The following is a 21250-nucleotide window of genomic DNA, read 5'->3' on the forward strand; positions in this document are numbered from 1 at the left end:
GACCCTCCTCCTCAGGCGTTCGTTCTCGGTTGTTCAGCCCTGCAGCGTGGCGATGAAGCGTTCGGCGTCGAGGGCGGCGGCGCAGCCGGTGCCGGCGGCGGTGATGGCCTGCCGGTAGGTGTGGTCCACCACGTCGCCGGCGGCGAAGACGCCCGGCACGCTGGTCCGCGTGCTCGGGGCCTGGACCTTCACGTACCCCTCGTCGTCCAGCTCCACCTGACCCCGGAAGAGTTCGCTGCGCGGGTCGTGGCCGATCGCCACGAAGACGCCGGTCACGTCCAGCACCTTGGTCTCGCCGCTGTGCACGTTGCGGACCCGGACCCCGCTGACCTTGCCGTCCTCGCCGAGGATCTCCTCGACGGTGGTGTTCCACTCGACCTTGATCTTGTCGTTGCCGAGCGCCCGCTCCGCCATGATCTTGCTGGCCCGGAACGAGTCGCGCCGGTGGATGATGGTGACGGAGTCGGCGAACCGGGTGAGGAAGCTGGCCTCCTCCATCGCGGAGTCACCGCCGCCGACCACCACGATGTCCTGGCCGCGGAAGAAGAACCCGTCGCAGGTGGCGCAGGACGACACGCCGTGGCCCAGGTACTCCTGCTCCCCCGGCACACCCAGCGGACGCCAGGCCGAGCCGGTGGAGAGAATGACGGCCCTCGCCCGGTAGGCGGTCTGCCCGACCCAGACGGTGCTCACCGCGTCCGACCCGATCATGCCGGTGTCCTTGAGCTCGACCCGGGTGACGTCGTCGGTGAGGAACTCCGCGCCGAACCGCTCGGCCTGCTTGCGCATGTTGTCCATCAGCTCGGGGCCGAGGATGCCGTCCGCGAAGCCGGGGAAGTTCTCCACCTCGGTCGTGGTCATCAGCGCGCCACCGGACTGCACACCCTCGATGACGAGGGGCTTCAGGTTGGCTCGCGCGGCGTAGACGGCCGCCGTGTAGCCGGCCGGCCCGGAGCCGATGATGATCAGGTTGCGGACCTCGTCCACTGCCGTCTCCCGATGTGTGTGTTCGACATCTGTGCCGGCTGACCTGCCGCCGGGACGACGTCGATCCCGAGTACCGACGGCTCAGTGACGTCGGCGACTGACTTGCAGAACGTCATCGTACGAACCGGGGATTCCCGAACCGGTCATCCGGTGGGTCACGTCACGCGGCGACGGCCGACCGTTGACCGCGACCTCACCCTACCCGCGCCCGGTAGCGGGTGTCCGCGCCGGACCCCGGCACACCGCACTCCGCCCCGCTCACCCAGGCCCAGCGCTCGCTGGACGGGTCGGCGAACCGGAGCACCAGCGCCGGCTCACCCCGGAACGCGGCGTAGTCGACGAGTTCCACGGTGATCGGACCGCGTCCGTGCGCGGCGGATACCTCGGCAAGGCAGCCGTCCAGGGCGTCGGGCGCGCCGAGCCGGTCCAGCCCGCCCGGGCTCGCCCGCCGGCTCTCCCCGGGGACCTCGCCGGGCGCCAGCCCCGGCACCTCGGTGGCCAGCCGGGGCAGCACGCTCGCGGCGGCGCCGCCGGCCAGCGACTCCGGCGTCCAGTCGGTGCCACTGCGCTGTGGGGCCACGGTCACCCGGAACGGACCCTGGTCGGCGGCCGCGGCGGGACCGGCGACCGTCGACTCGGCGCTGTCGGTGGCGCCCGAGCGGTCGAGCAGGTGCCCGACGCCGAACCCGACGGCGGCGATGGAGGCCGCGGCGAGCGCGGTCGGGGCGGCGAGGTGGGCCCAGCGCCGACGTCGTCGGCCCGGCCCGGCGACGTCGTCCCGCCGGGATCCGGGGGTACGGGGGGCCGCGCCGCCGCCCTGCGTGGGCAGCACCGGGGATCCGGGCCGGTGGGCGGGGCCCGACCGGTCGGCGGGGGCGGTGACCGGCAGTGGGCCGGGGTCGCCCGGTCCCGCACCGGCCAGCACGGCGGTGAGTCGCTCCACGACGGCGGGGGGCATCTCCGGTGCGGCGAGCGCGCCCAGGTCGGCGGTGACCCGGGCGACGGCGGGGGCCAGCGCGCCGTACGCCTCGGCCCACGCCGGGTCCTGTGCGACCAGCCGTGCGACCGTCGCCTCCTCGGGGGTGCCGTCCAACGCCCCGCCCAGGTAGTCGGCGAGCAGGTCGTGGTCGACCCCGCTGAACTCCCCGGTCGTCACGTGTCCTCCTGGTTGGCGTCCCGCCGGGAGCGCCCCGACCCCGATCGGACGCCGTCCGGGGTCCGTGGGTTCCCGATGGTGACACCGGGCACGTCCCGGCCGGCGGGGTCCGGGCCCGGCGGGGCCGGATCGACGCCGGTCCGCAGGTGCCCGAGCTGTACCGCGAGCCGGGCCCGGCCCCGGGCGCAGCGGCTCTTGACCGTGCCCTCGGCGACGCCGAGGATCCGGGCGACCTCGGCGACCGGGTAACCCTGCACGTCCACCAGGACGAGCGCGGCCCGCTGCTCGACCGGCAGCGTCGCCAGGGCCTGCCGGACCACCAGCGCGGTGTCGTGGTCGGTGGCCGGGGCGGCCGGCTCGACCCCGCCGGTGCCCTCCTCCGTGCGGGTGCCGTCGGGCAGCGGCACGGTCGGATGGGCCTGACGGCGGCGGATCCGGTCCAGGCAGGCGTTCACCACGATGCGGTGCAGCCAGGTGGTGACGGCGGAGTCGCCCCGGAACCGGGCGGCGGCCCGGTGCGCGGACAGGAGCGCGTCCTGCAACGCGTCGGCGGCCTCCTCGCGGTCGCCGAGGGTACGCAGCGCCACCGCCCAGAGACGGTCCCGGTGCCGGTGGAGGAGTTCGGTGAAGGCGTCCCGGTCACCGGTGACGTGGGCGCGGAGCAGGTCCAGATCGGAGGCCTCGGCGGCCGACAGCGCCACCGGCGGGAGGGAGCCGGTCGCCGGGTCGGGCGTACGCCCGCCGCGACCCGCCATCACCACACCCGGCGGGGGCGGTGACGGGATCGCGACGGACGACTCACGAACCCTGGACCTTGATCTCCTGGACGCCGAGCTTCCAGCCGTCGCCGCTGTCCTTCTCCGGCAGTTCGGTGATCCAGAAGAGCAGGTACTGGTACGTCTTGTCGGCGTCGAACCCGTTGAAGGTCATCTTGGTGCCGTCGTGCCCCTCGAACGGCTGCCCGATCAGGGTGGTGTAGCTGGCGACGAGCTGCTTGTCGCCGGAGGAGCTGGACGGGAAGTCGGCGGTGCCCGCGCGCAGTTCGGCGGAGGCGCCGGTGGACGACAGGGTGGCCTGGAGCGACTTGACCGTGTGCGGGGCACCCAGGTCGATCCAGACGCCCATGCCCTTCTTGAGGCCGCCGAACTTGCCGTTGTTGCGGTAGCTGGCGGTCTCCCAGCCCTCGTCCTCGTCGCCGTCGATGACCTTCTCGGCGTCGCGCACCTCGGCACGGTCGCTGCTGTCCGGGTCGATGATCCGGACGTCCTCGATGCGGAGGTTGCGGACGGCCGGGGCGGGGGCCGGCGCGGTCGCACCGGCGGGGGCGCCGCTCACCGAGGGGCGGGCGACCGGCTGGGTGTCGGGGGACTTGTCCCCGCCGAAGGCGCTGATGCCGATGAGGAGGCCGACCAGGGCGACCGCCAGCAGGCCGGCGATGCCGATCGCCACCTTGCGGCCACCGGCGGCGGCCAGCGGCGAGGGGTCCTCGCCCGGGTCCGCGCTGAAGCGGATCGTGCCGGTCTGGTCGAGGAAGTGGTCCTCGGCCGGGATGTCGAGGCGACTCAGCTCGGCGGCGAGCACGTCCGACGAGGGCGAGGCGATCTCCGGGTCGAGGAGGTCCATGGTCAGGTCGTCGAGGTACGCCGGCACGCCGGCCCGGACCTGCCGGGGCGCGGCGATGGAGCCGCTGGCGTCGCGGACGGCGTCCACGATGGCGGCCCGGCCGTGCCCGGCCGTCGCGCCCCGCAGCGGGGCCTCGGCGTGCGGCCAGTGCCCGGTGAGGGCGAAGTAGAGGATGCCGCCGACCGCCCGGACGTCGTTCTCCTGGCTGTCGCCGCCGTCCGTGCGGGCGTCGGCCAGCACCACCCGGCCGTCGTCGCTGATCATCACGGTGCCGGGGTGCACGTTGCCGTGCACCATGCCGGTCGCGTGCACGGAGGCGAGCGCGCTGGCGACGGCGTTGCCGATGGCGGTGGCGCGGGCCGGGTCCAGCGGGCCGTCGGCGACCAGCTCGCGCAGCGACCGCCCGTCGACCCACTCGCGGACGACGTACGCCCGCTCGCCCTCGTCGATCGCGTCGTAGACGCCGACCAGGTTGGGGTGGATGACCCGACTGGCCGCCACCGCGGCCTGGAGCATCTCGGTGGCCGAGTCGCCGCCCGGGTAGCGCAGCACGACCGCGACCGGTCGGCGCAGCACGACGTCGACCCCTCGCCACACGAGTCGCCCGGCGCTGTCGTTGTTGATGTGCTCGACCAGTTCGTACCGCTCGGCGAGGATCTCACCGGCCGTGGGAGCACCGAAGGTCATGACCGGAGGAGCGGATTCTTCCGCCTCCTGACCCTCGCCGACCTGGGTCACCCGTCCTCCCTCGGTGATCGTGTCGATCGATGGACCCGCGCTGCTGGGCATGTGGCTTCCCGCTCTGCCTTCGATGGAACCGGTCGGCGCGTCGACGCGAGCCGTCGGCCACCTGCCGTGTCCGTCCAGAGCGACCTTACCCGGACTGCCCGTCATACCGACATGTCATCTTCCCGCCGCCCGCGGCGACGTGCCTGATGTGACCGACCTCGTCCGGTTGCGACCGTTGTCAGCCACGTTGCTGGCACATGTACTAGCCAATCTACGGGTTGACCGCAAGTAGCCGCCGCAGGGGCCGACCTGGGTGTGGCGGTCCGGCGACGTCCGGACGGGTTCCCGCCGTACGGCGTGCCATGCTCCACCGTACGGCTGGTTATCCACAGGCCCTTTCGGTGGCTGACCGGGGAATCGCGGAGTTATCCACAGCCGTGTCCCCAGGCTGGTGATCCTCGTTGACACTCCGTGTCCGCCGGCCGGAGCAGGGCGCGCCCGTCCCGCGTCAGCGGCCGAGGCGCCGTCGCACCATCCCGACCACCTCGGTGATCTCACCGATCCGCAGCACCATCGCCAACCCGAGGTACGTCCCGCCGATCACCGCGCCGCCGACCACGAGCTGGACCGCCGCCGCCACCCAGCTCAGCTCCTCCGGGTCACCCGGCAGCACGGCCACCACCAGCAGCCCGACCAGGGCCGCCCCGAGCGCGGCCACCAGCACCTTGCCCATCGTCCGCGTGATCAGGCCCAGACCGATCCGTCCCACCCGGGGACGCAGCAGCATCGCGGAGATCACCGCCGCGGCCAGGTACGAGATCGCGTTGCCGAGCATCATGCCCGCCGCCGCGAAGGTCGGTGAGAAGAGGACGAAGAGGCCCACCTGGACCAGCACCCGCAGCGCCACCACCGGGATGTTGACCAGCGCCGGGGTGCGGGTGTCCGGCAGGGCGTAGAAGGCGAAGGTGAAGAGCTGGCTGATCGCGAACGGCACCAGCCCCACCGCGGCGACCAGCAGCACCGTCGAGGTGGCCACCGCGTTGTCGCCGGTGAAGGCCCCGTACCGGAAGACCACCACCGAGATCGGCGCGGCCAGCACCGCGTAGCAGACCGCGATCGGGGCGAGCACCGCGGTGACCATCCGGGTGCCCCGGGACAGGTCGGCGGTGAGGTCGTGGAACCGGCCGTCGGCGGCGGCGCCGCTCATCCGGGGCATCAACGCGGTGATGATCGAGACGGCGATGATGCCGTGCGCCATCATCAGCAGCAGGAAGACGTTGTTGTAGATCAGCAGGCCGGCGCTGTTCTCGCCCGCCGCACGGGTGAGCAGGTTGACCACCACGAAGAGACCGAGCTGGTTGACCGCGACGTAGCAGAACATCCACGCGCCGAGCTTGGCCAGCTCACGCAGCCCCAGCTCGCGGAAGTCGAAGCGCCACTTCCAGCGGAAACCCACCTTGCGCAGCGCCGGCAGCAGGCCCGCGGTCTGCACCGCCACGCCGAGCAGGGTGCCCCCGCCGACCAGCAGGATCCGACCCCACCCCATCTGCTCCGGGCGCAACGCCTTCGCGCCGTAGACCACGATGTAGAGGCCGAAGACGCCGATCACCACGAGGTTGTTCAGGATCGGTGCCCACATCGGCGCGGCGAAGTGCCCCCGGGTGTTGAGCACCGCGGCGATCAGCGCGCTCACCCCGGTGAAGAACAGCATCGGCAGCATCAGGTACGACAGGTTCGTGACCAGGCCGGTGTAGTCCTCGTCCTTGCCGCCGGCGTAGATGGCGGTCAGGGTCGAGGCCAGCAGCAGCGCGATGACCACGGTGACGGCGAGCGCGAGCACCGCCAGGGTGAGCAGCCGCTGCGCGTACGCCTCACCCCGGTCCGGGTCGACCTTGCGGCGGCGTACCAGCACCGGGATCAGCACGCTGGTGAGCACCCCGCCGAGCAGGAACTCGTACACCTGGTTGGGCAGGAACAGCGCTGTGGTGAACGCGTCACCGACCAGGCTGCCGAGCGCCGCGCCGATCATCAGGTTGCGGATGAAGCCGGTGCCCCGGCTGACCAGGCTGCCGACCGCCATCACCGCGCTGTTCGCGGCGGCGCTGGTCTCCGCCACCACCTCCTGCGGGGGCGCGGTGGCCTCCACGCCGGGCTGGTTCAGCGGGTCGGCGGAGATGAAGGTGGCGTCGTCGCCCGGGGGCGGCCCGCCTCCCTGCGCGGCGTTCGCGCTGCGGTAGAGCCCGCCGCTCATCTCCAGCCTCCAAGGGGTACGTCGGAACCGGCGCCGGCCCGCACGCCATGACCATAGTCAACCCGGGTGGCATACCCGCGCCCGGCGGATCGGATCACGGCCCGGCCCGATAGGCTGGCGCTCCCATGTCCGAAGCCTCCGCTCCCCACGCCGCCGACCGCCGCGAACTCACCGCCGCGCAGCGCAACGCCGTCGCCGAACTGCTCCGCGTCTCCCCGGTCGCCGACGAGCTCGGCCGCCGGTTCGCGCGTGCCGGACACGAACTGCACCTGGTGGGCGGATCCGTCCGCGACGCCCTGCTCGGTCGGCTCGGCGACGACCTGGACTTCTGCACCGACGCCCACCCCGACGAGACGCTGCGGATCGTCAAGGGCTGGGCCGAGTCGATCTGGGAGACCGGCCGGGAGTTCGGCACCATCGGCTGCCAGCGCGACGGGCTCCGGCTGGAGGTCACCACCTACCGGGCCGAGGCGTACGACCAGGTCAGCCGCAACCCGATCGTCGAGTACGGGACCAGCCTCACCGAGGACCTGCGGCGGCGCGACTTTACCATCAACGCGATGGCGGTCAGCCTCCCCGACCACCGCTTCACCGACCCGCACGGCGGCCTCGACGACCTCGCCGCCAAGGTGATCCGTACCCCCGGCACGCCCCGGGAGTCGTTCGGCGACGACCCGCTGCGGATGCTGCGCGCGGCCCGGTTCGCCGCCCAGCTCCGCTTCGCCGTCCACCCGCAGGTGCGGGAGGCGATGACCCGGATGGCGGCCGACCTCGACCGGATCACCGCCGAGCGGATCCGGGACGAGTTCACCAAGCTGCTCTGCGGCGCCGATCCGATCACCGGGCTGCGGCTGCTGGTCGACACCGGGCTGGCCGAGCGTTTCCTGCCCGAACTGACCGGGCTCAAGCTGGAGATCGACGAGCACGCCCAGCACAAGGACGTCTACGAACACACGCTGACCGTGGTGAGCAACGCGGTCTCGTACGAGACCGACGGGCCGGACTTCGTCCTGCGGATGGCCGCGCTGATGCACGACGTCGGCAAGCCGGCGACGAAGGCGGTCGGGCCGGACGGCCGGGTCAGCTTCCACCACCACGAGGTGGTCGGGGCCCGGCTCACCAAGGCCCGGATGAAGGCCATGCGCTACCCCAAGGACGTCACCTCCCAGGTGACCAGGCTGGTCGGGCTGCACCTGCGCTTCTACGGGTACGGCCGGGGCGAGTGGACCGACTCGGCGGTGCGCCGGTACGTCACCGACGCCGACGACCTGCTGTCCCGGCTGCACAAGCTGACCCGCTCGGACTGCACCACCCGCAACCGCCGCAAGGCCGCCCAGCTCGCCGCGGACTACGACGCGCTGGAGGAGCGGATCGCCCGGATCGCGGCCGAGGAGGACCTGGCCCGGGTCCGCCCCGACCTGGACGGCAACGCCATCATGGAGCTGCTCGGCGTGCCGCCGGGGCCGGTGGTCGGCAGGGCCTGGCAGCACCTCAAGGAGCTGCGCCTGGAACGCGGCCCGCTGGACCGCGACGAGGCGGAGGCGGAGCTGTTGCGCTGGGCCCGCGAGCAGGGCCTGACCTGACGTACGCGACCTGACGTACGCGCGAAAGGGGCCGCCCGGTTCGCCGGGCGGCCCCTTCGTCGTCGTACCGTCAGCGGGTCTCGACCGCAGTGCCCTCGACGGGCGGCTTGCCGTTGGCCGGCGCGCCCGTCGCGGATGCCGAGCCCAGCCTGGCGAGCAGGCCGGCCAGGTCGATGCCGGTCAGGTCGCTGCCGAGCTGGAGCCCCTGGGCGACGTTGCCGGCCACCGACTTCGTCAGTGACGACGCGCCGTCGGTGGAGATGACGGTCATCTTGTCGATCGCGCCGATCGGGGCGCTGGCCGCCTCGACCACCTGCGGCAGCACCTTGACCAGCAGGTCCAGCACGGCCGCCTCGCCGTATGCGGCGAACGCCTCGGCCTTGCGCGCCATCGCGTCCGCCTCGGCCTGCCCCTTGGCGAGGATCGCCGCGGCCTCGGCCTGGCCCTCCCGCTCGACCGCCTCGGCGATCGCCGAGCGCCGGCGCTGCTCCGCCTCACCCTCCTTGGCGCCCTCGATCGCGTTCGCCTCGGCCAGCGCGGCCCGCCGGGCCCGCTCGCCCTCACCGGTGAGCCGGGACTGCTCGGCCGCGGCCTGGGCGGCGGCGATGACGGACTGCCGCTGCGCGTCGGCGTTCAGCACCGCCGCGTTGCGGGCCGCCTCGGCCTCCTGCTCCACCTTGTACCGGGCTGCGTCGGCGGGCTTGCGCACCTCCGTGTCGAGCTGGCGCTGCTTGAGTTCGGCGTTGCGCTCGGCCACCTTCTGCTGCTCGGAGAGGATCGCCTGGTCCCGCTCTGCCTGGGCGAGCGGCCCGGCCGCCGCGGACTTCGCCTTCGCCGCGTCGATCTCCGCCTGGATGGCGGCCTGCTTCAGCGACAGGTTCCGGTTGGCCTCGGCGATCGCCTCCTCGGCGAGCAGCCGCTCCTGCTCGGCCTGCTGCCGGGCCCGCGCCTCGGCGATGGCCGCGTCCTTGAGCACCCGGGCGGCCTCCGGACGGCCCAGGTCCTGCAGGTAGGAGCCTTCGGCCAGGATGTCCTGGAGCTGGAAGGTGTCCAGCACCAGGCCCTGGTTGGTCATCGAGTGCTCGGCCTCCTCGGCGACCGCGCTGGCGAACGCCGCCCGGTCCCGGATGACCTCCTCGACGGTGAGCCGGCCGACGATCGAGCGCAGCGCGCCGGCCAGCACCTCCCGGGTGAAGTTGTCGATCTCGTCCTGCTGGTGCAGGAAGCGCTGGGCGGCGGCGCGGATGGCGTCCTCGGTGCCGCCGACCTTGACGATGGCGACGCCGTGCAGGTCGGCCCGGATGCCCTGCTTGCTGACCGCGCCCCGGATGCCGACGTCGATGCGGCGGCTGGACAGGTCGAGCGACTGGAGCTTCTGCACCACCGGCAGCACGAAGACGGACGCGCCGAGCACGACCTTCTGCCCGGACATGTCGGTGGAGCGGCCACCGTCGGCGGTCTGCGTCGTCCGCCCCTTGCGGCCGGTGACGATGAACGCCTCGTTCGGACCGGCGACCTTGATCCGGGAGAGCACGAAGAGCACGAGGACGAGGACGAGGAGGACCGCGCCGCCGATGGCGATGGCGAGGGGCATGGGCAGGTTCCGTCTCTGCGAGGAGGAGAAGGGGGTCAGTAGGTCTCGACGAGGACGCTGGTCTCGCTCAGCGCCTGCACGACGAAGATCTGCGCGCCGACCGGGATCGGATGGTCCGCGCGGGCGTTGAGTTTCAGCGGCTGGCCGGCGACGCGTACCCGGACCTCGCCGTAACCGGCGGCGGGCACCGGCGTGACCACCAGGCCGAGCGCGCCGACCAGGTCGTCGCGGGTGGGGGTGGGGTCGGTGCGCATGTCCCGTGCGGCGCGGCTGAGGCGGGCCGCCAGCCAGGCGGTGGGCACGGCCGCGAGCGCGCCGCCGGCCACCGCCACCGCGACCGTCCCGGCGGTACGACCACCGAGCAGCTCGTTGACGATCGCGGCACCGAAGCCGAACGCGCCGAGGAACCCGGCCACCGCCTCGACGGAGACCGGCCCGTCGACGTCGGCGTGACCGAAGTGGAACAGTTCGGCGCCGAGTAGCGAGAGCGCCAGCACGGCGACGCCCGCCCCGCCGACGATCAGGAAGATGAAGGTCCCCGTGGCCACGACCTGCACCGTATCGACGTCGTGCAACATCTTCGGGCGGTCAACGTGGCGCCACCGTCACGTTGAGTTCGACCAGTTCACGGGGCAGCGGCTGCCGTTCCCGCTCACGGCCCTCCGGGTCGGCAAGGACGACGTCCCGGCTGCCGTACGGCCGCCGGTAGAGAAGCCGGTCGTTCGTGACCCAGGCGACGTCCGCCGACGGCAGTTTCCGTACGACGGTCCCGGTGGCGGCGTCGACGAGCACCGGATCGTGCTGGCCCTGCACCACCACCCGTCGGCCGTCCGGCGACCAGACCCACGGTCCGGCCGGGTCGCCGGGGATCTTCACGAACCGGGTCGGCCGGCCGTCCTCGGCGGAGAAGAACTGCACCCCCCACCGGGGGTGCCGTGCGCTCTCGGTCCGTTCCTTGAAGGCGTCGGTCAGCGGGAGGGTCACCTCCCGCCCATCCCGCGTCCAGGTGAAGGCGCAGTAGTCGGTACAGAAGAACTTCGTCCTGTCCACCGTGTACTGCTGGAATCTGCCGTTGAGGTCCAAGAGGCCGAACTGGGTGGTGTCCTGACGAAGCCCGGTCAGGAGCAGCCGGCGACCGTCCGGTGACCACTGGGGATCGGACCCCGGAGCGCGGTACCAGCGCACGGTCGCCTTCCGCGCGTCGATCAGCCCGATCTGCCCGGGGCGGTCCTCATCGGCCACTGCGGTGACCGTGCCGGTCGGCGCTGGCCACACCTCGTCGTACCCCTGGGTGCGGACGTAGCGGTCGCGGGTGCGGTCAAGGAGGTGGCCGGAGCCGTCGAGGACCCCGCCGGTGACCACCCAGCCGCCGGGCAGCACCAGCGGCGCGTCCTTCCACCGTGTGTCCGGCACGGGGTGCAGGAGGGTGGTCGGCTGCGGTTCCGGTATCGCGACCCGGGTGGCGGGTGCGGGTCGGAGCAGCACGAACGGCACGGTGACCGCGATCACCGCGACCAGCGCCGCACCGGTCGCGGTGGCACGACGCCGGGCCCGTAACCGCCGTCCACGACGCAGGGCCGAACCGGCCAGGTCCGGCACCGGCCGGACCTGGTCGGAAAGTTCGTGTACGGCCGCCCGCAGCGCGTCCTCCATCGGCCTGCTCATCGGTTCACCTCCCGACGGGTGGCGAGGTCGTCGAAGGCCGGCACCAGTTCCCGGAGCCGGGCCAGCGCACGGGATGCCTGGCTGGCGACGGTGCCCGCCCGGCAACCGAGGACCTCGGCGGTCTGTTCGAGGCTCATGTCCTCCAGGTACCGGAGGGTCAGCACCGCGCGTTGCCGGGGCGGCAGCGTCCGCAGCGCGTCCCCCAGCAGCAGCCGCAGGTCGGTGTCGTGGCCGCTGTCACGCCGGCCGGCCCGCTCGGGCAACTCGGCCACCGGCACCTCCCGCCGCCGGGCCAGCCTCCGCCACCCGGAGACCTGGTCGTGGTAGAGAATCCGCCGCACGTACGGCTCGGCGTCACCCCTGATCCGTGGCCAGCGGGCGTACGCCTTGGCCAGCGCGTTCTGCAACAGGTCCTCGGCGGCGTGCTGGCTGCCGGCGAGCGCGTACGCGACGCGCAGCAGCGCGTCACCCCGCTCGGTCACGAACGCGGTGAACTCCCCGTCGGTCACCTCGGTCACCCGCCCACCTCCGTACCACTGACGCCGGGGGGCGGCGGAACTTTGCCTTGCCGGCGAAGATCCCGCCGTGCCGACCGGTCCCGTACGTCCCGGAGACCGTCACGCCGGTCGGCGTTCGACTGTTCACAGGATGCCGCCCGACAGGGACGAGACGGAGGTACGGAGGTGTCGACGGACACGCTCACCACTGCCGGGATCCTGCTCATCACCAACCCGGTGCGGCGGGGGCTGTGGACCGCCGGCCACGCGCACGCCGGTGTCCTCGTCCTGATGGTCCTGGTCGCCCTGCCCTACCTCGACCGGGCGGACACGTCGGACGGCGTGCGGACGCTGCTGGTCGCGGCGCCGATCCTGATGCCGCTCGGCTTCTTCCTCTCGGTGCCGCGCCCCACCGACACCCGGCCAACAGGTTGATCTGGCTCGCCGTGGCCGGTGGGGTCAGCCTCAGCGTCGGAGGCGTGCTGCTGTGACGGCGACGCCGCGGTGACGGTCGCGGCCGGGGTGACGCCCGGCTGTGGCGACACGCGTGCTGCGGTGACCCACGCTGTGGGCCGCTTCCTGCGGTTAGGCCGCGCTGGTGGTCCGCCTCGAGCGGAGGAAGAATCGGTGCATGCGCTGGACCGTGCTCGACTCGCCGATCGGGGAGTTCTCCGTGGCCACCGACGACGAGGCGGTGTGCGGCGCGCACTTCGGCCGGGTGGAGTCGGCGGTCGACGAGCCCGGTGACGAGCTGGCCGGGCGGGCGGTGGTGGAGCTGCGCGCGTACTTCGCCGGTGAGCTGACCGAGTTCGGGGTGCCGGTGGCGGCGCGGCGCGGCTCCGAGTTCGAGCGCGCGGTGTGGCGGGAGATGGCGCGCATCCCGTACGGGGAGACGCTCACCTACGGCGAGGTGGCCCGGCTGGTCGGCGATGTTGGAGCCGCCCGGGCGGTCGGGGTGGCCTGCAACCGCAACCCGGTCCCGGTGCTCGTGCCCTGTCACCGCATCGTGGGGGCCGGCGGGAAGCTGGTCGGCTTCGGCGGTGGCGTGGAACGCAAGGTGAAGCTGCTGGAGTTGGAGGCCGGCGTCGCGTTGCGGCGCGCCTGGTCCTGAATCTGAAAGTTTCCGCCCCCGACTGCAACCTGATCGCCCGATCGCGCGTGCTTGAGGCACAGGATGCCTCGATCACCGGTACGACCGAGGCGTCATCCGGCAGGACCACACGGGGAGAGACATCGTGAACAAGGATCAGGACAGCGTCGTCGACCGCCGTCGCCTGCTGCGTCGGGCGGGCACCGTCGCCGTCGGCCTCGCCGGCACCGCCGCGGTGGGCGCGGCCGCCGCCGGCCCGGCCCGGGCCGCACCGGGCGATCCCGTGCTGCAGGGGCGGGTCAACGAGGCGGGCACACCCACCACGCTGCGCGGCGGCTCGGCCACCTCCGCGCCCCTGCGGCTGGAGAACACCCACGTCGAGGCCGATCCGGACGGCATCCCGAGGTCCGGTCCGGCCCTGCGGCTGACCCCCACCGGGAAGGGCATCGACTGGAGGGCCGAGGTGGGCTCGGTCTCGATGGACACCTCCGGGACGATCTGGGCGGTCACCAGCCCGGGCCTGCCGCCCATGGAGCACAACTTCGCCGAGTACGTCCGGACGAACGTCAACTCGAACGAGCTGGTTCCGGTCGTGCCGCAGCGGGTGATCGACACCCGGACCGCCGCCGGCCGGGCCCGCATCGGCGACCCCGCCGACAAACTGGACAGTTCGGGGCGGCTGCTGGCCGGTCAGACGATCGACGTCGACCTGGGAGACTTCGTTTACAACGGCGTCGCCGTGCACGGCAACCTGACCGTGACCGGTGCGCTGGCGGCAGGCTTCGTCCAGGTCTTCCCGCACCGCAGCCCACGTCCGCCGGCGTTCTCGACGATCAACTTCCAGGCCGGCCAGACCGTGTCGAACGCCTTCCTCACCGGCATCAGCAGCGTCATCGACTACATCTCGGTCTACACACAGCGCACCACCCACGTGATCCTGGACGTGGTCGCGTTCGTCGTCGCGTCCGGCAGCGTCAACCCGTCGATCCTGCCCTCGAACGGCGAACTGGCGGCGGAGGACCGGCGGGCGCAGCTGGCCCGGCGGACCAAGCCGTCCTGGGCGAAGTAGCCGTACGCGACGAGGGCCGGGTCCGTGCGGACCCGGCCCTCGGCCGTGCTGCTGGTCAGCGCGTCAGCGCTCGACCTCGCCGGCGATGAACGCCTCGACGGCGGCGTGCGCGTCGTGGTCGGCGTACTGCACCGGCGGGGACTTCATGAAGTACGAGGAGGCCGAGAGGATCGGGCCACCGATCTTCCGGTCCAGGGCGATCTTCGCGGCCCGGACGGCGTCGATGATGACACCGGCCGAGTTCGGCGAGTCCCACACCTCGAGCTTGAGCTCGGCGTTCAGCGGGGTGTCACCGAAGGAACGACCCTCCAGCCGGATGTACGCCCACTTGCGGTCGTCGAGCCACGGCACGTGGTCCGACGGGCCGATGTGCACGTCGCTCTTGCTCATCTCGTGCGGGATCTGCGAGGTCACCGACTGGGTCTTCGAGATCTTCTTCGAGACCAGGCGGTTGCGCTCCAGCATGTTCATGAAGTCCATGTTGCCGCCGAAGTTGAGCTGGTACGTACGCAGCAGCTCGACACCGCGGTCCTCGAAGAGCTTCGCCAGCGCGCGGTGCACGATGGTGGCGCCGACCTGGCTCTTGATGTCGTCACCGACGATCGGCAGGCCCGCGTCGGAGAACTTCTTCGCCCACTCGGGGTCGGAGGCGATGAAGACCGGCAGGGCGTTGACGAACGCGCAGCCGGCGTCGATCGCGGCCTGCGCGTAGAACTTGTCGGCCTGCTCGGAGCCGACCGGGAGGTAGGAGACGACGACGTCGACCTGGGCGTCACGCAGCGCCTTGGCCACGTCGACCGGCTCGGCGTCCGACTCCTCGACGATCTCGCGGTAGTACTGGCCCAGACCGTCGAAGGTCGGGCCGCGCTGCACGCTGACGCCGGTGGGCGGCACGTCGCAGAGCTTGATGGTGTTGTTCTCGCTGGCGACGATCGCCTCCGCGAGGTCCATGCCCACCTTCTTGGCGTCCACGTCGAACGCCGCGACGAACTCCACGTCCGATACGTGGTAGTCGCCGAAGGTGACGTGCATGAGACCCGGGACGCGGTCGTTCGGGTCGGCGTTCCGGTAGTACTCCACGCCCTGCACGAGGGACGAGGCGCAGTTACCCACACCGACGATGGCGACGCGGACGGAGCCCATAGCGTCTGCCTCCTTCTTCTTCATCACGGCCGCTCTGTCCTGGACTCTCCAGGCGGGGGCGGGCTGTTGTTGTCTCGTCGGCCGCCGGCCGTCCCGGGCTGCGGGACTGTCGGGGCACGGCCGGAGCGCTCGTTGGCGATGAGCTCCTCCAGCCAGCGGACCTCGCGCTCACAGGCGTCGAGCCCATGGCGTTGCAGTTCCAGGGTGTACGCGTCGAGGCGCTCGGCTGCCCGGCCCAGCACGTCACGAAGTCCTTCGCGACGCTCCTCGATCGTGCGGCGGCGACCCTCAAGGATGCGCAGGCGGGTCGCCTGGTCGGTCCGCGCGAAGAACGCGAAGTGCACGCCGAAACCCGTGTCGTCGTACGTCTCGGGCCCGGCCTGTGCGATGAGCTGGGCGAAGCGTTCCTTGCCCTCCGCGGTGATTTTGTAGACCACCCGACCGCGTCGGCTGGTCAACGCGGGAACCTCCTCGGCGGTCGCGGGTGTCTCGGCGGCTTCGGTTATCCATCCCGCCGCCTGCAGCCGGCGAAGGGTCGGGTAGAGCGAGCCGTAGCTGATCGCCGCCCGGATCGCTCCGAGCTTGGCGGTCAGCTCCTTGCGGAGCTCGTAACCGTGCATCGGAGACTCCTGCAGGAGGCCGAGGATGGCTAGCTCGAGCACGGGCCATCCTTCCTACCCCCGGCACAGGGCCGTTAACCGTCTCGATGTATCGGACCGATACATCGCACGTTAGTACCTCACCCGCGATCAGGGCAAACCCCCGTTCCGGGGTGTCGTCATCACGGATCGTGACGGCGGTCGCCTCGCCCGTCCGGACCGCGTACCCTTCACCGCATGCGTACGCAGCGCCAGGTGGTGGACTACTCGCTCCAGAAGCGGGCGGTGCTGCGTGAACTCCTCGCCGGTCGGGTCGGCACGTACGACGTCTGCGACGCCTCGCCGTACCTGAAGAACGCGGCTCGGTTCCACGGCGAGCCGACCGAGCAGCGCTGCCCGATCTGTCGCAGCGAGAACCTCACCCACGTCCACTACATTTACGGGGACGAACTCAAGCAGTCCGCCGGACAGGCACGGAACCTGGCCGAGTTGCCCGCTTTGGCGATGACGCTGCGTGAGTTCCAGGTCTTCGTGGTGGAGGTGTGCCTCGGCTGTGACTGGAACCATCTCGTCGAGCAGTTCCTGCTCGGCCGGGACGGGCTGGCCGAGGGCGGGTCGGAGCAGGGTGCGGCGGGCGTGAACGCCCCCGGTGCGGGCCCGGCCCACGGGCGAAGGCGAGAGGCGCAACGGTGATCCTGGCTGGACCGGTCCTTTCCGGCGTCGTCGACGCCGGGTGCCCGGACCGGCAGCTCGATGGCCCGATTGGTCCGATTGGTACGGATGCGGCGCTGCCCCCGCGGGGTGCGGCGTCACGTGTGTCAACTCACGGCAACCCGGTGGCGGCGCCCCCGCGCCCCACCGCGACCGGCAGGGTGTGAGGAATGAACTCGTACGGCGATCCCAGTTCCCCGCGTGCGCGGGCCCAGGTACCGGGTTCGAACGACGGCGCGGCCCCGGCGGGCCGCGCCTCGGTCGGCCCGGGCGGCGCGCCCACCGGCCGGGCCTCGGCGTCGGTGCCGCCGCGCCAACCCGGCGCGGCCGGCTCGGCCTCGGTGGGGCGGGCCGGTGCGGGGCGGGCCTCCGTGCCGGTGTCCCCGGCGCCCGGCGGACGCGCCGGCGCCGGACGCGCCTCGGTCCCGGTCTCCCCGGCCCCCGGCTCGTCCGGGCGGGCGAGCGTCGGCGCGGCGGCGGTCGGTGGCCGGGCGAGCGTCGGCTCGGCCTCTGTCGGCGGGCGGGCGGCGGTGGCCAGGGCGGGTGTCGCGCCGGTCTCCGGCGGCGGTCCGGGTGGCCCGGGGCTCGGAAGTCGCGGTGGTCGCGGTCCGGACAACTCGGCTGCGGCGGCGCGGGCGAAGAAGCGCAAGCGCGCCAACATGCTCATCGCCAGCTTCGCCGTCTTCATCATGATCGCCGGCATCGGGGTTATCGGCTTCACCTACTACTCGACCAACGTCGTGCTCCCCAACCAGATCGACCTGCCGCTGGCGACCACCATCTACGCCAGTGACAACAAGACGCAGATCGCCAAGGTCGGCGAGCAGAACCGCACCTTCGTCTCGATCAATCAGATCCCGCCACACATGCGGGACGCGGTGGCTGCGGCGGAGGACCGGAACTTCTACGAGCACTCGGGTGTGGACTACAAGGGCATCGCCCGTGCCGCCTGGAACAACCTCACCGGTGGCGACAAGCAGGGCGCCTCGACGATCACCCAGCAGTACGCCCGCAACGCCTACGAGAACCTCAAGGACGACTCCTACGGTCGCAAGGTAAAGGAGGCGATCGTCGCCTCCAAGCTCAACGATCAGTTCACCAAGGACCAGATCATGGAGCACTACCTCAACACGATCTACTTCGGGCGCAACGCGTACGGCATCGAGGCAGCCGCGCAGGCGTATTTCGGGAAGCCCGTGTCGAAGGTCGACGTGGCCGAGGCGGCGGTGCTGGCGTCGTTGATCAAGCAGCCGGAGCCCACCCCTGGTGGTCACCAAGGCTACGACCCGGCCGTCAACCCGACTGCCGCCAAGGACCGATGGAACTACGTCATCAATTCCATGGTCGAGGAGGGGTGGCTGGACGCGCCGGAGCGCCCGAAGCGTCCCACCGCATATCCGGAGAAGACGTTGCAGACGCCCAAGGAGTCGCGGGCCGGGCAGAAGTTCGGGGTGAACAACCCGATCGGCAACGTCATCAACTACCTGGTGCCGGAGATGCGGGATAAGAAGCTCTGCACCGACGACCAGGCGCAGGCCAGCGACCGCAAGCCATTCTGCGCGACCATGCTCAAGAGCGGTGGCTACCGGATCCGCACGACGATCGACATGAAGGTCCAGAATGCGATCATCAAGGCGGCCCAGCGCAGCACCAAGGGCTCTGAGTTGGACGGCGCGCGCAAGAACATCATGGCGGCTGCAGTCTCGATCGACCCTCGCAACGGCCGGGTGGTCGGCTACTACGGCGGTGACGACGGCACCGGCACCGACTACGCAGGCAAGAACACCGACTCGGCGGGCAACATCACCGGCGGACACTCGCCCGGATCGAGCTTCAAGATCTACACCCTGGCTGCGGCGATCGACGCCGGAAAGTCGGTCGAGTCGCGCTGGAAGGGCAAGGCTTTCACTCCCGAGGGCGTGAAGTTCAGGGTCAGTAACGCTGGCACCGACAACCCGAGCTGCGGTGACTCCTGCACCTTGCGCGAGTCGACACTGAAGTCGCTCAACGTGCCCTTCTACCACGTCAGCCTCGACATCGGTCCGGACAAGATTGTCGAGATGGCCAAGAAGGCCGGCGTGAGCATGATGTGGCAGACCAACGTCAACCCGCCGAAGGGGCACGACCTCACCAAGGCCGACCCGAAGGACCTGGCACCCGACCCCTTCTACCACGTGGTCGCCTACGGTCAGTACCCGATCACCGTGCTCGACCATGCCAACGGCATCGCCACCTTCGCCAACAAGGGCGTCTACCACAAGGCCCATTTCCTGGTCTCTGTCGAGAAGCAGAACAAGGACACCGGCAAGTGGGAAAAGCTCGGCGGCGAGCAGTTGAAGCCGCTGAAGCGGATCAACCCTGACGTGGTCGCCGACGTCAACGACGTGCTCAAGGACTACCCGGCCAAGGTCAACCACCGACTGGACGACGGCCGTGAGGCAACCGCGAAGACCGGCACCTGGGAGCTCCGCGAAGGCACCAACGAAAACGGCGACGCCTGGATGATCGGCTACACCCCGCAACTCGCCACCGCCGTCTGGGTGGGCAACAAGGGCAAGCGGGAAGCCATCAAGATGAAGGACGGCCGAAACATCAGTGGCTCCCTGATGCCGGGCGACATCTGGGAGCGGATCATGGACGGCGCGCTCAAGGGCGAGGAGAAGCTCCAGTTCCCGCCCCCGGCCAACTTCGGTGACGACACCGCCGGCAACGGGGTCATCCCCACACCGGAACCGCCTCCCGGCCCACCGCAGGACTGCGGACCGCTCGGTCTCTTCTGCCCGCAGAACCCCAACGGCGGCGGCAACCAGGGACCGACCACCCCGGGCACCCCGACCGATCCGCGCGGTCCAGGTGGCGGCAACGACGGTGGCGGCAACGGGGGCGGGCTCCTGCCGACACTGTCACCCCGCATCCGCGAATAGCCCCACGCGACACCGCCGTCGGCGGCCGGACCTCACGTCCGGCCGCCGACGGCTTTTTCGGGAACTTGCGCTCCGGGAGGGGACGGACACCCCCGCGGTACGGCAGGATGCCTCTCCATGAGCACCCAGTCGACGGCCGGCATCGACGACGCCGGGAGCAGCGACCACCCGTCCCGGTCCGACGGCTTCGTCCGCGGCGTCTCCGAGGCCATCGGCGGCCCACTCGGTGACCACGCCGTCGCGCTGGACCGGCCCGCCGGCCGCGAGCGACGGTTCTGGACGGCGACCCGGATCGTGCTGGCGCTGGCCTGCCTCACCCTGGCGCTGCACTGGGTGCAGAAGTCCCCCTGCCAGGACGGCGCCTGGCAGAACAACGTGCAGTACACCCGGCTCTGCTACACCGACGTGCTCGCCCTCTACTACGCCGAAGGGCTCAACGAGGGCAAGGTCCCCTACCGGGACCACCCCGTCGAATACCCGGTGCTCACCGGCTACTTCATGGGCGCACTGGGCCTGCCGGTGCACGCCCTCGGCGTCGACGACCCGCAGATCAACCAGGGCCGGTGGTTCTACAACCTCAACGCCCTGACGCTCAGCGCGTTGGCGGTGGCCACCGTCGCGATGATCCTGGCCCTGCGCCGACGACGACCCTGGGACGCCGCGCTCTTCGCGCTGGCGCCCGCGCTGCTGCTCACCGCCACGGTCAACTGGGACTTCCTCGCCATCGGGCTGGCGGCCTTCGGGCTCGCCGCCTGGGCCCGCCGCCACCCCGCGCTGGCCGGCGTGCTGCTCGGTCTCGCCGGCGCGGCCAAGATGTGGCCGCTGTTCCTGCTCGGGCCGATCCTGGTGCTCGCCCTGCGCGCCGGACGGCTCCGTGCCGCGCTGACCGCCCTCGGCACCGCGTTGGCGGCTCTCGTCCTGGTCAACCTGCCGGTGGCCATCCCGTACCGGGAGAACTGGAACCGGTTCTTCGAGTTGAACACCGAACGGCCCATCGACTGGGGCACGCTCTGGTACATCGGGCGGTACCTGGACGGCAAGGTGAACACCGGCGTGCCCGGCGACCAGGGGCCGTTCCAGTGGTTGAACGTCAACATCCCGACGTTGAACTACCTGTCGTACGCCCTCTTCGCGCTGGCCTGCCTCGGCGTGGCCGCGCTGGCGCTGCTGGCGCCCCGCCGCCCCCGGCTGGCCCAGCTCGCCTTCCTGGTGGTCGCCGCGTTCCTGATCTTCAGCAAGGTGTGGTCGCAGCAGTTCGTGCTCTGGCTGCTGCCGCTGGCCGTGCTGGCCCGCCCCCGGTGGGGCGCCTTCATCGCCTGGCAGATCGCCGAGATCGGCTACTTCACCGCGTTCTACGGCGAACTGCTCGGCGCGGCCACCAGCCGGCCCGTCTTCCCCGAGGGGGTCTTCGTGCTCGCGGCGACGCTGCGGCTCGGCACCGTCGTGCTGCTCTGCGTGCTGGTGATCCGGGACATCCTGCACCCCGAGCGCGACGCGGTGCGCCGCACGTACGCCGACGACCCGGACGGCGGCGTCCTCGACGGCGCCCCCGACGTCCCCTGGCTCGCCGATCGCCGCCACCGGCCCGCGGCCACCGAGCCGGTGCCTGCCAGCCCCTGACGACGCGCA

Annotated in this window: 18 protein-coding genes and 1 pseudogene; 7 read left to right on the top strand and 12 right to left on the bottom strand. The window is 71.6% G+C overall.

The genetic code is table 11. The features are described from left to right. Nucleotides 1-33: 33 nt before the first annotated feature. From trxB to murJ, 5 genes are all read right to left on the bottom strand, one after another. Nucleotides 34-987 (bottom strand): thioredoxin-disulfide reductase, encoded by a 954-nt coding sequence (gene trxB / locus ACPFP2_RS04760; RefSeq protein ID WP_424086473.1) that lies wholly within the window; start codon nt 985-987, stop codon nt 34-36. Between the two features lie 193 nt (nt 988-1180). Beyond that, on the bottom strand, nt 1181-2143 hold the full coding sequence (locus tag ACPFP2_RS04765; RefSeq protein ID WP_424086474.1) for a hypothetical protein: 963 nt from the start codon (nt 2141-2143) through the stop codon (nt 1181-1183). After that, nucleotides 2140-2904, bottom strand: a complete 765-nt coding sequence (gene sigM / locus ACPFP2_RS04770; RefSeq protein WP_424086476.1) for an RNA polymerase sigma factor SigM — start codon at nt 2902-2904, stop codon at nt 2140-2142. Before sigM ends, ACPFP2_RS04765 begins: the two co-directional genes overlap by 4 nt. Nucleotides 2905-2941: 37 nt before the next feature. Beyond that, nucleotides 2942-4555, bottom strand: a complete 1614-nt coding sequence (locus ACPFP2_RS04775) for a protein kinase family protein (RefSeq protein ID WP_424086478.1) — start codon at nt 4553-4555, stop codon at nt 2942-2944. A 448-nt stretch (nt 4556-5003) separates the two neighbouring features. After that, nucleotides 5004-6746: a murein biosynthesis integral membrane protein MurJ gene (gene murJ / locus ACPFP2_RS04780; protein ID WP_424086480.1), complete on the bottom strand. Its 1743-nt coding sequence runs from the start codon at nt 6744-6746 to the stop codon at nt 5004-5006. A 125-nt stretch (nt 6747-6871) separates the two neighbouring features. On the opposite strand from murJ, the gene ACPFP2_RS04785 reads away from it, so the two are divergent. Continuing rightward, nucleotides 6872-8329 carry a CCA tRNA nucleotidyltransferase gene (locus ACPFP2_RS04785; protein ID WP_424086482.1) on the top strand — a complete coding sequence of 486 codons (1458 nt, stop codon included), beginning with the start codon at nt 6872-6874 and terminating at the stop codon, nt 8327-8329. Nucleotides 8330-8399: 70 nt separating this feature from the next. Here ACPFP2_RS04785 and ACPFP2_RS04790 read toward each other — a convergent pair whose 3' ends face one another. The 4 genes from ACPFP2_RS04790 to ACPFP2_RS04805 are packed head-to-tail and all read right to left on the bottom strand — an operon-like array spanning nt 8400 to nt 12106. Beyond that, entirely contained in the window at nt 8400-9923 is a 1524-nt protein-coding gene (locus ACPFP2_RS04790) for a flotillin family protein (RefSeq protein ID WP_424086485.1), read from the bottom strand. Nucleotides 9924-9958: 35 nt separating this feature from the next. Next, nucleotides 9959-10501 carry a hypothetical protein gene (locus ACPFP2_RS04795; protein WP_424086486.1) on the bottom strand — a complete coding sequence of 181 codons (543 nt, stop codon included), beginning with the start codon at nt 10499-10501 and terminating at the stop codon, nt 9959-9961. Nucleotides 10502-10511: 10 nt separating this feature from the next. After that, entirely contained in the window at nt 10512-11588 is a 1077-nt protein-coding gene (locus tag ACPFP2_RS04800) for a TolB family protein (protein WP_424086488.1), read from the bottom strand. Next, a complete protein-coding gene (locus ACPFP2_RS04805; protein ID WP_424086489.1) occupies nt 11585-12106 on the bottom strand; it encodes a SigE family RNA polymerase sigma factor in 522 nt (173 codons plus the stop codon). The genes ACPFP2_RS04800 and ACPFP2_RS04805 overlap by 4 nt, the downstream gene beginning before the upstream one ends. A 165-nt stretch (nt 12107-12271) precedes the next feature. On the opposite strand from ACPFP2_RS04805, the pseudogene ACPFP2_RS04810 reads away from it, so the two are divergent. The 3 genes and pseudogenes from ACPFP2_RS04810 (at nt 12272) to ACPFP2_RS04820 (ending at nt 14244) form a co-directional block, all read left to right on the top strand. Continuing rightward, nucleotides 12272-12576 (top strand): annotated as a pseudogene (locus tag ACPFP2_RS04810) (hypothetical protein). A gap of 140 nt (nt 12577-12716) precedes the next feature. Beyond that, the gene (locus tag ACPFP2_RS04815; RefSeq protein WP_424086490.1) at nt 12717-13196 is read left to right on the top strand and encodes a methylated-DNA--[protein]-cysteine S-methyltransferase; all 480 of its coding nucleotides are present in this window, start codon (nt 12717-12719) and stop codon (nt 13194-13196) included. A 124-nt stretch (nt 13197-13320) separates the two neighbouring features. Next, entirely contained in the window at nt 13321-14244 is a 924-nt protein-coding gene (locus ACPFP2_RS04820) for a hypothetical protein (protein WP_424086492.1), read from the top strand. Nucleotides 14245-14307: 63 nt separating this feature from the next. Here ACPFP2_RS04820 and ACPFP2_RS04825 read toward each other — a convergent pair whose 3' ends face one another. Further along, nucleotides 14308-15387 carry an inositol-3-phosphate synthase gene (locus ACPFP2_RS04825; protein WP_424086495.1) on the bottom strand — a complete coding sequence of 360 codons (1080 nt, stop codon included), beginning with the start codon at nt 15385-15387 and terminating at the stop codon, nt 14308-14310. 23 nt (nt 15388-15410) lie between these two features. After that, nucleotides 15411-16049 carry a PadR family transcriptional regulator gene (locus ACPFP2_RS04830; RefSeq protein WP_424086497.1) on the bottom strand — a complete coding sequence of 213 codons (639 nt, stop codon included), beginning with the start codon at nt 16047-16049 and terminating at the stop codon, nt 15411-15413. A gap of 174 nt (nt 16050-16223) precedes the next feature. Between ACPFP2_RS04830 and ACPFP2_RS04835 the strand changes: the two genes are divergently transcribed. Then, nucleotides 16224-16679, top strand: coding sequence for a DUF5318 domain-containing protein (locus ACPFP2_RS04835; RefSeq protein ID WP_424086499.1), 456 nt, complete (start codon nt 16224-16226; stop codon nt 16677-16679). Between the two features lie 130 nt (nt 16680-16809). On the opposite strand, the gene ACPFP2_RS04840 is transcribed toward ACPFP2_RS04835, so the two are convergent. Continuing rightward, entirely contained in the window at nt 16810-17358 is a 549-nt protein-coding gene (locus tag ACPFP2_RS04840) for a hypothetical protein (protein ID WP_424086501.1), read from the bottom strand. On the opposite strand from ACPFP2_RS04840, the gene ACPFP2_RS04845 reads away from it, so the two are divergent. Together ACPFP2_RS04845 and ACPFP2_RS04850 are read left to right on the top strand one after the other, a co-directional pair. Beyond that, nucleotides 17357-19621 (top strand): transglycosylase domain-containing protein, encoded by a 2265-nt coding sequence (locus ACPFP2_RS04845; protein ID WP_424086503.1) that lies wholly within the window; start codon nt 17357-17359, stop codon nt 19619-19621. The genes ACPFP2_RS04840 and ACPFP2_RS04845 overlap by 2 nt on opposite strands. 117 nt (nt 19622-19738) lie before the next feature. Beyond that, nucleotides 19739-21241, top strand: a complete 1503-nt coding sequence (locus ACPFP2_RS04850; RefSeq protein ID WP_424086505.1) for a glycosyltransferase family 87 protein — start codon at nt 19739-19741, stop codon at nt 21239-21241. Nucleotides 21242-21250 lie beyond the last annotated feature (9 nt).

This window comes from Micromonospora citrea (assembly GCF_049629545.1).
Lineage (GTDB): Bacteria > Actinomycetota > Actinomycetes > Mycobacteriales > Micromonosporaceae > Micromonospora > Micromonospora citrea_A.

Coding starts and splice junctions, on each gene's coding strand:
- ACPFP2_RS04775 (WP_424086478.1), bottom strand. CDS start 4,555: ATGCCCAGCAGCGCGGGTCCATCGATCGACACGATCACCGAGGGAGGA.
- murJ (WP_424086480.1), bottom strand. CDS start 6,746: ATGAGCGGCGGGCTCTACCGCAGCGCGAACGCCGCGCAGGGAGGCGGG.
- ACPFP2_RS04785 (WP_424086482.1), top strand. CDS start 6,872: ATGTCCGAAGCCTCCGCTCCCCACGCCGCCGACCGCCGCGAACTCACC.
- ACPFP2_RS04790 (WP_424086485.1), bottom strand. CDS start 9,923: ATGCCCCTCGCCATCGCCATCGGCGGCGCGGTCCTCCTCGTCCTCGTC.
- ACPFP2_RS04795 (WP_424086486.1), bottom strand. CDS start 10,501: ATGTTGCACGACGTCGATACGGTGCAGGTCGTGGCCACGGGGACCTTC.
- ACPFP2_RS04800 (WP_424086488.1), bottom strand. CDS start 11,588: ATGAGCAGGCCGATGGAGGACGCGCTGCGGGCGGCCGTACACGAACTT.
- ACPFP2_RS04815 (WP_424086490.1), top strand. CDS start 12,717: ATGCGCTGGACCGTGCTCGACTCGCCGATCGGGGAGTTCTCCGTGGCC.
- ACPFP2_RS04825 (WP_424086495.1), bottom strand. CDS start 15,387: ATGGGCTCCGTCCGCGTCGCCATCGTCGGTGTGGGTAACTGCGCCTCG.
- ACPFP2_RS04835 (WP_424086499.1), top strand. CDS start 16,224: ATGCGTACGCAGCGCCAGGTGGTGGACTACTCGCTCCAGAAGCGGGCG.
- ACPFP2_RS04845 (WP_424086503.1), top strand. CDS start 17,357: ATGCTCATCGCCAGCTTCGCCGTCTTCATCATGATCGCCGGCATCGGG.
- ACPFP2_RS04840 (WP_424086501.1), bottom strand. CDS start 17,358: ATGTTGGCGCGCTTGCGCTTCTTCGCCCGCGCCGCCGCAGCCGAGTTG.
- ACPFP2_RS04850 (WP_424086505.1), top strand. CDS start 19,739: ATGAGCACCCAGTCGACGGCCGGCATCGACGACGCCGGGAGCAGCGAC.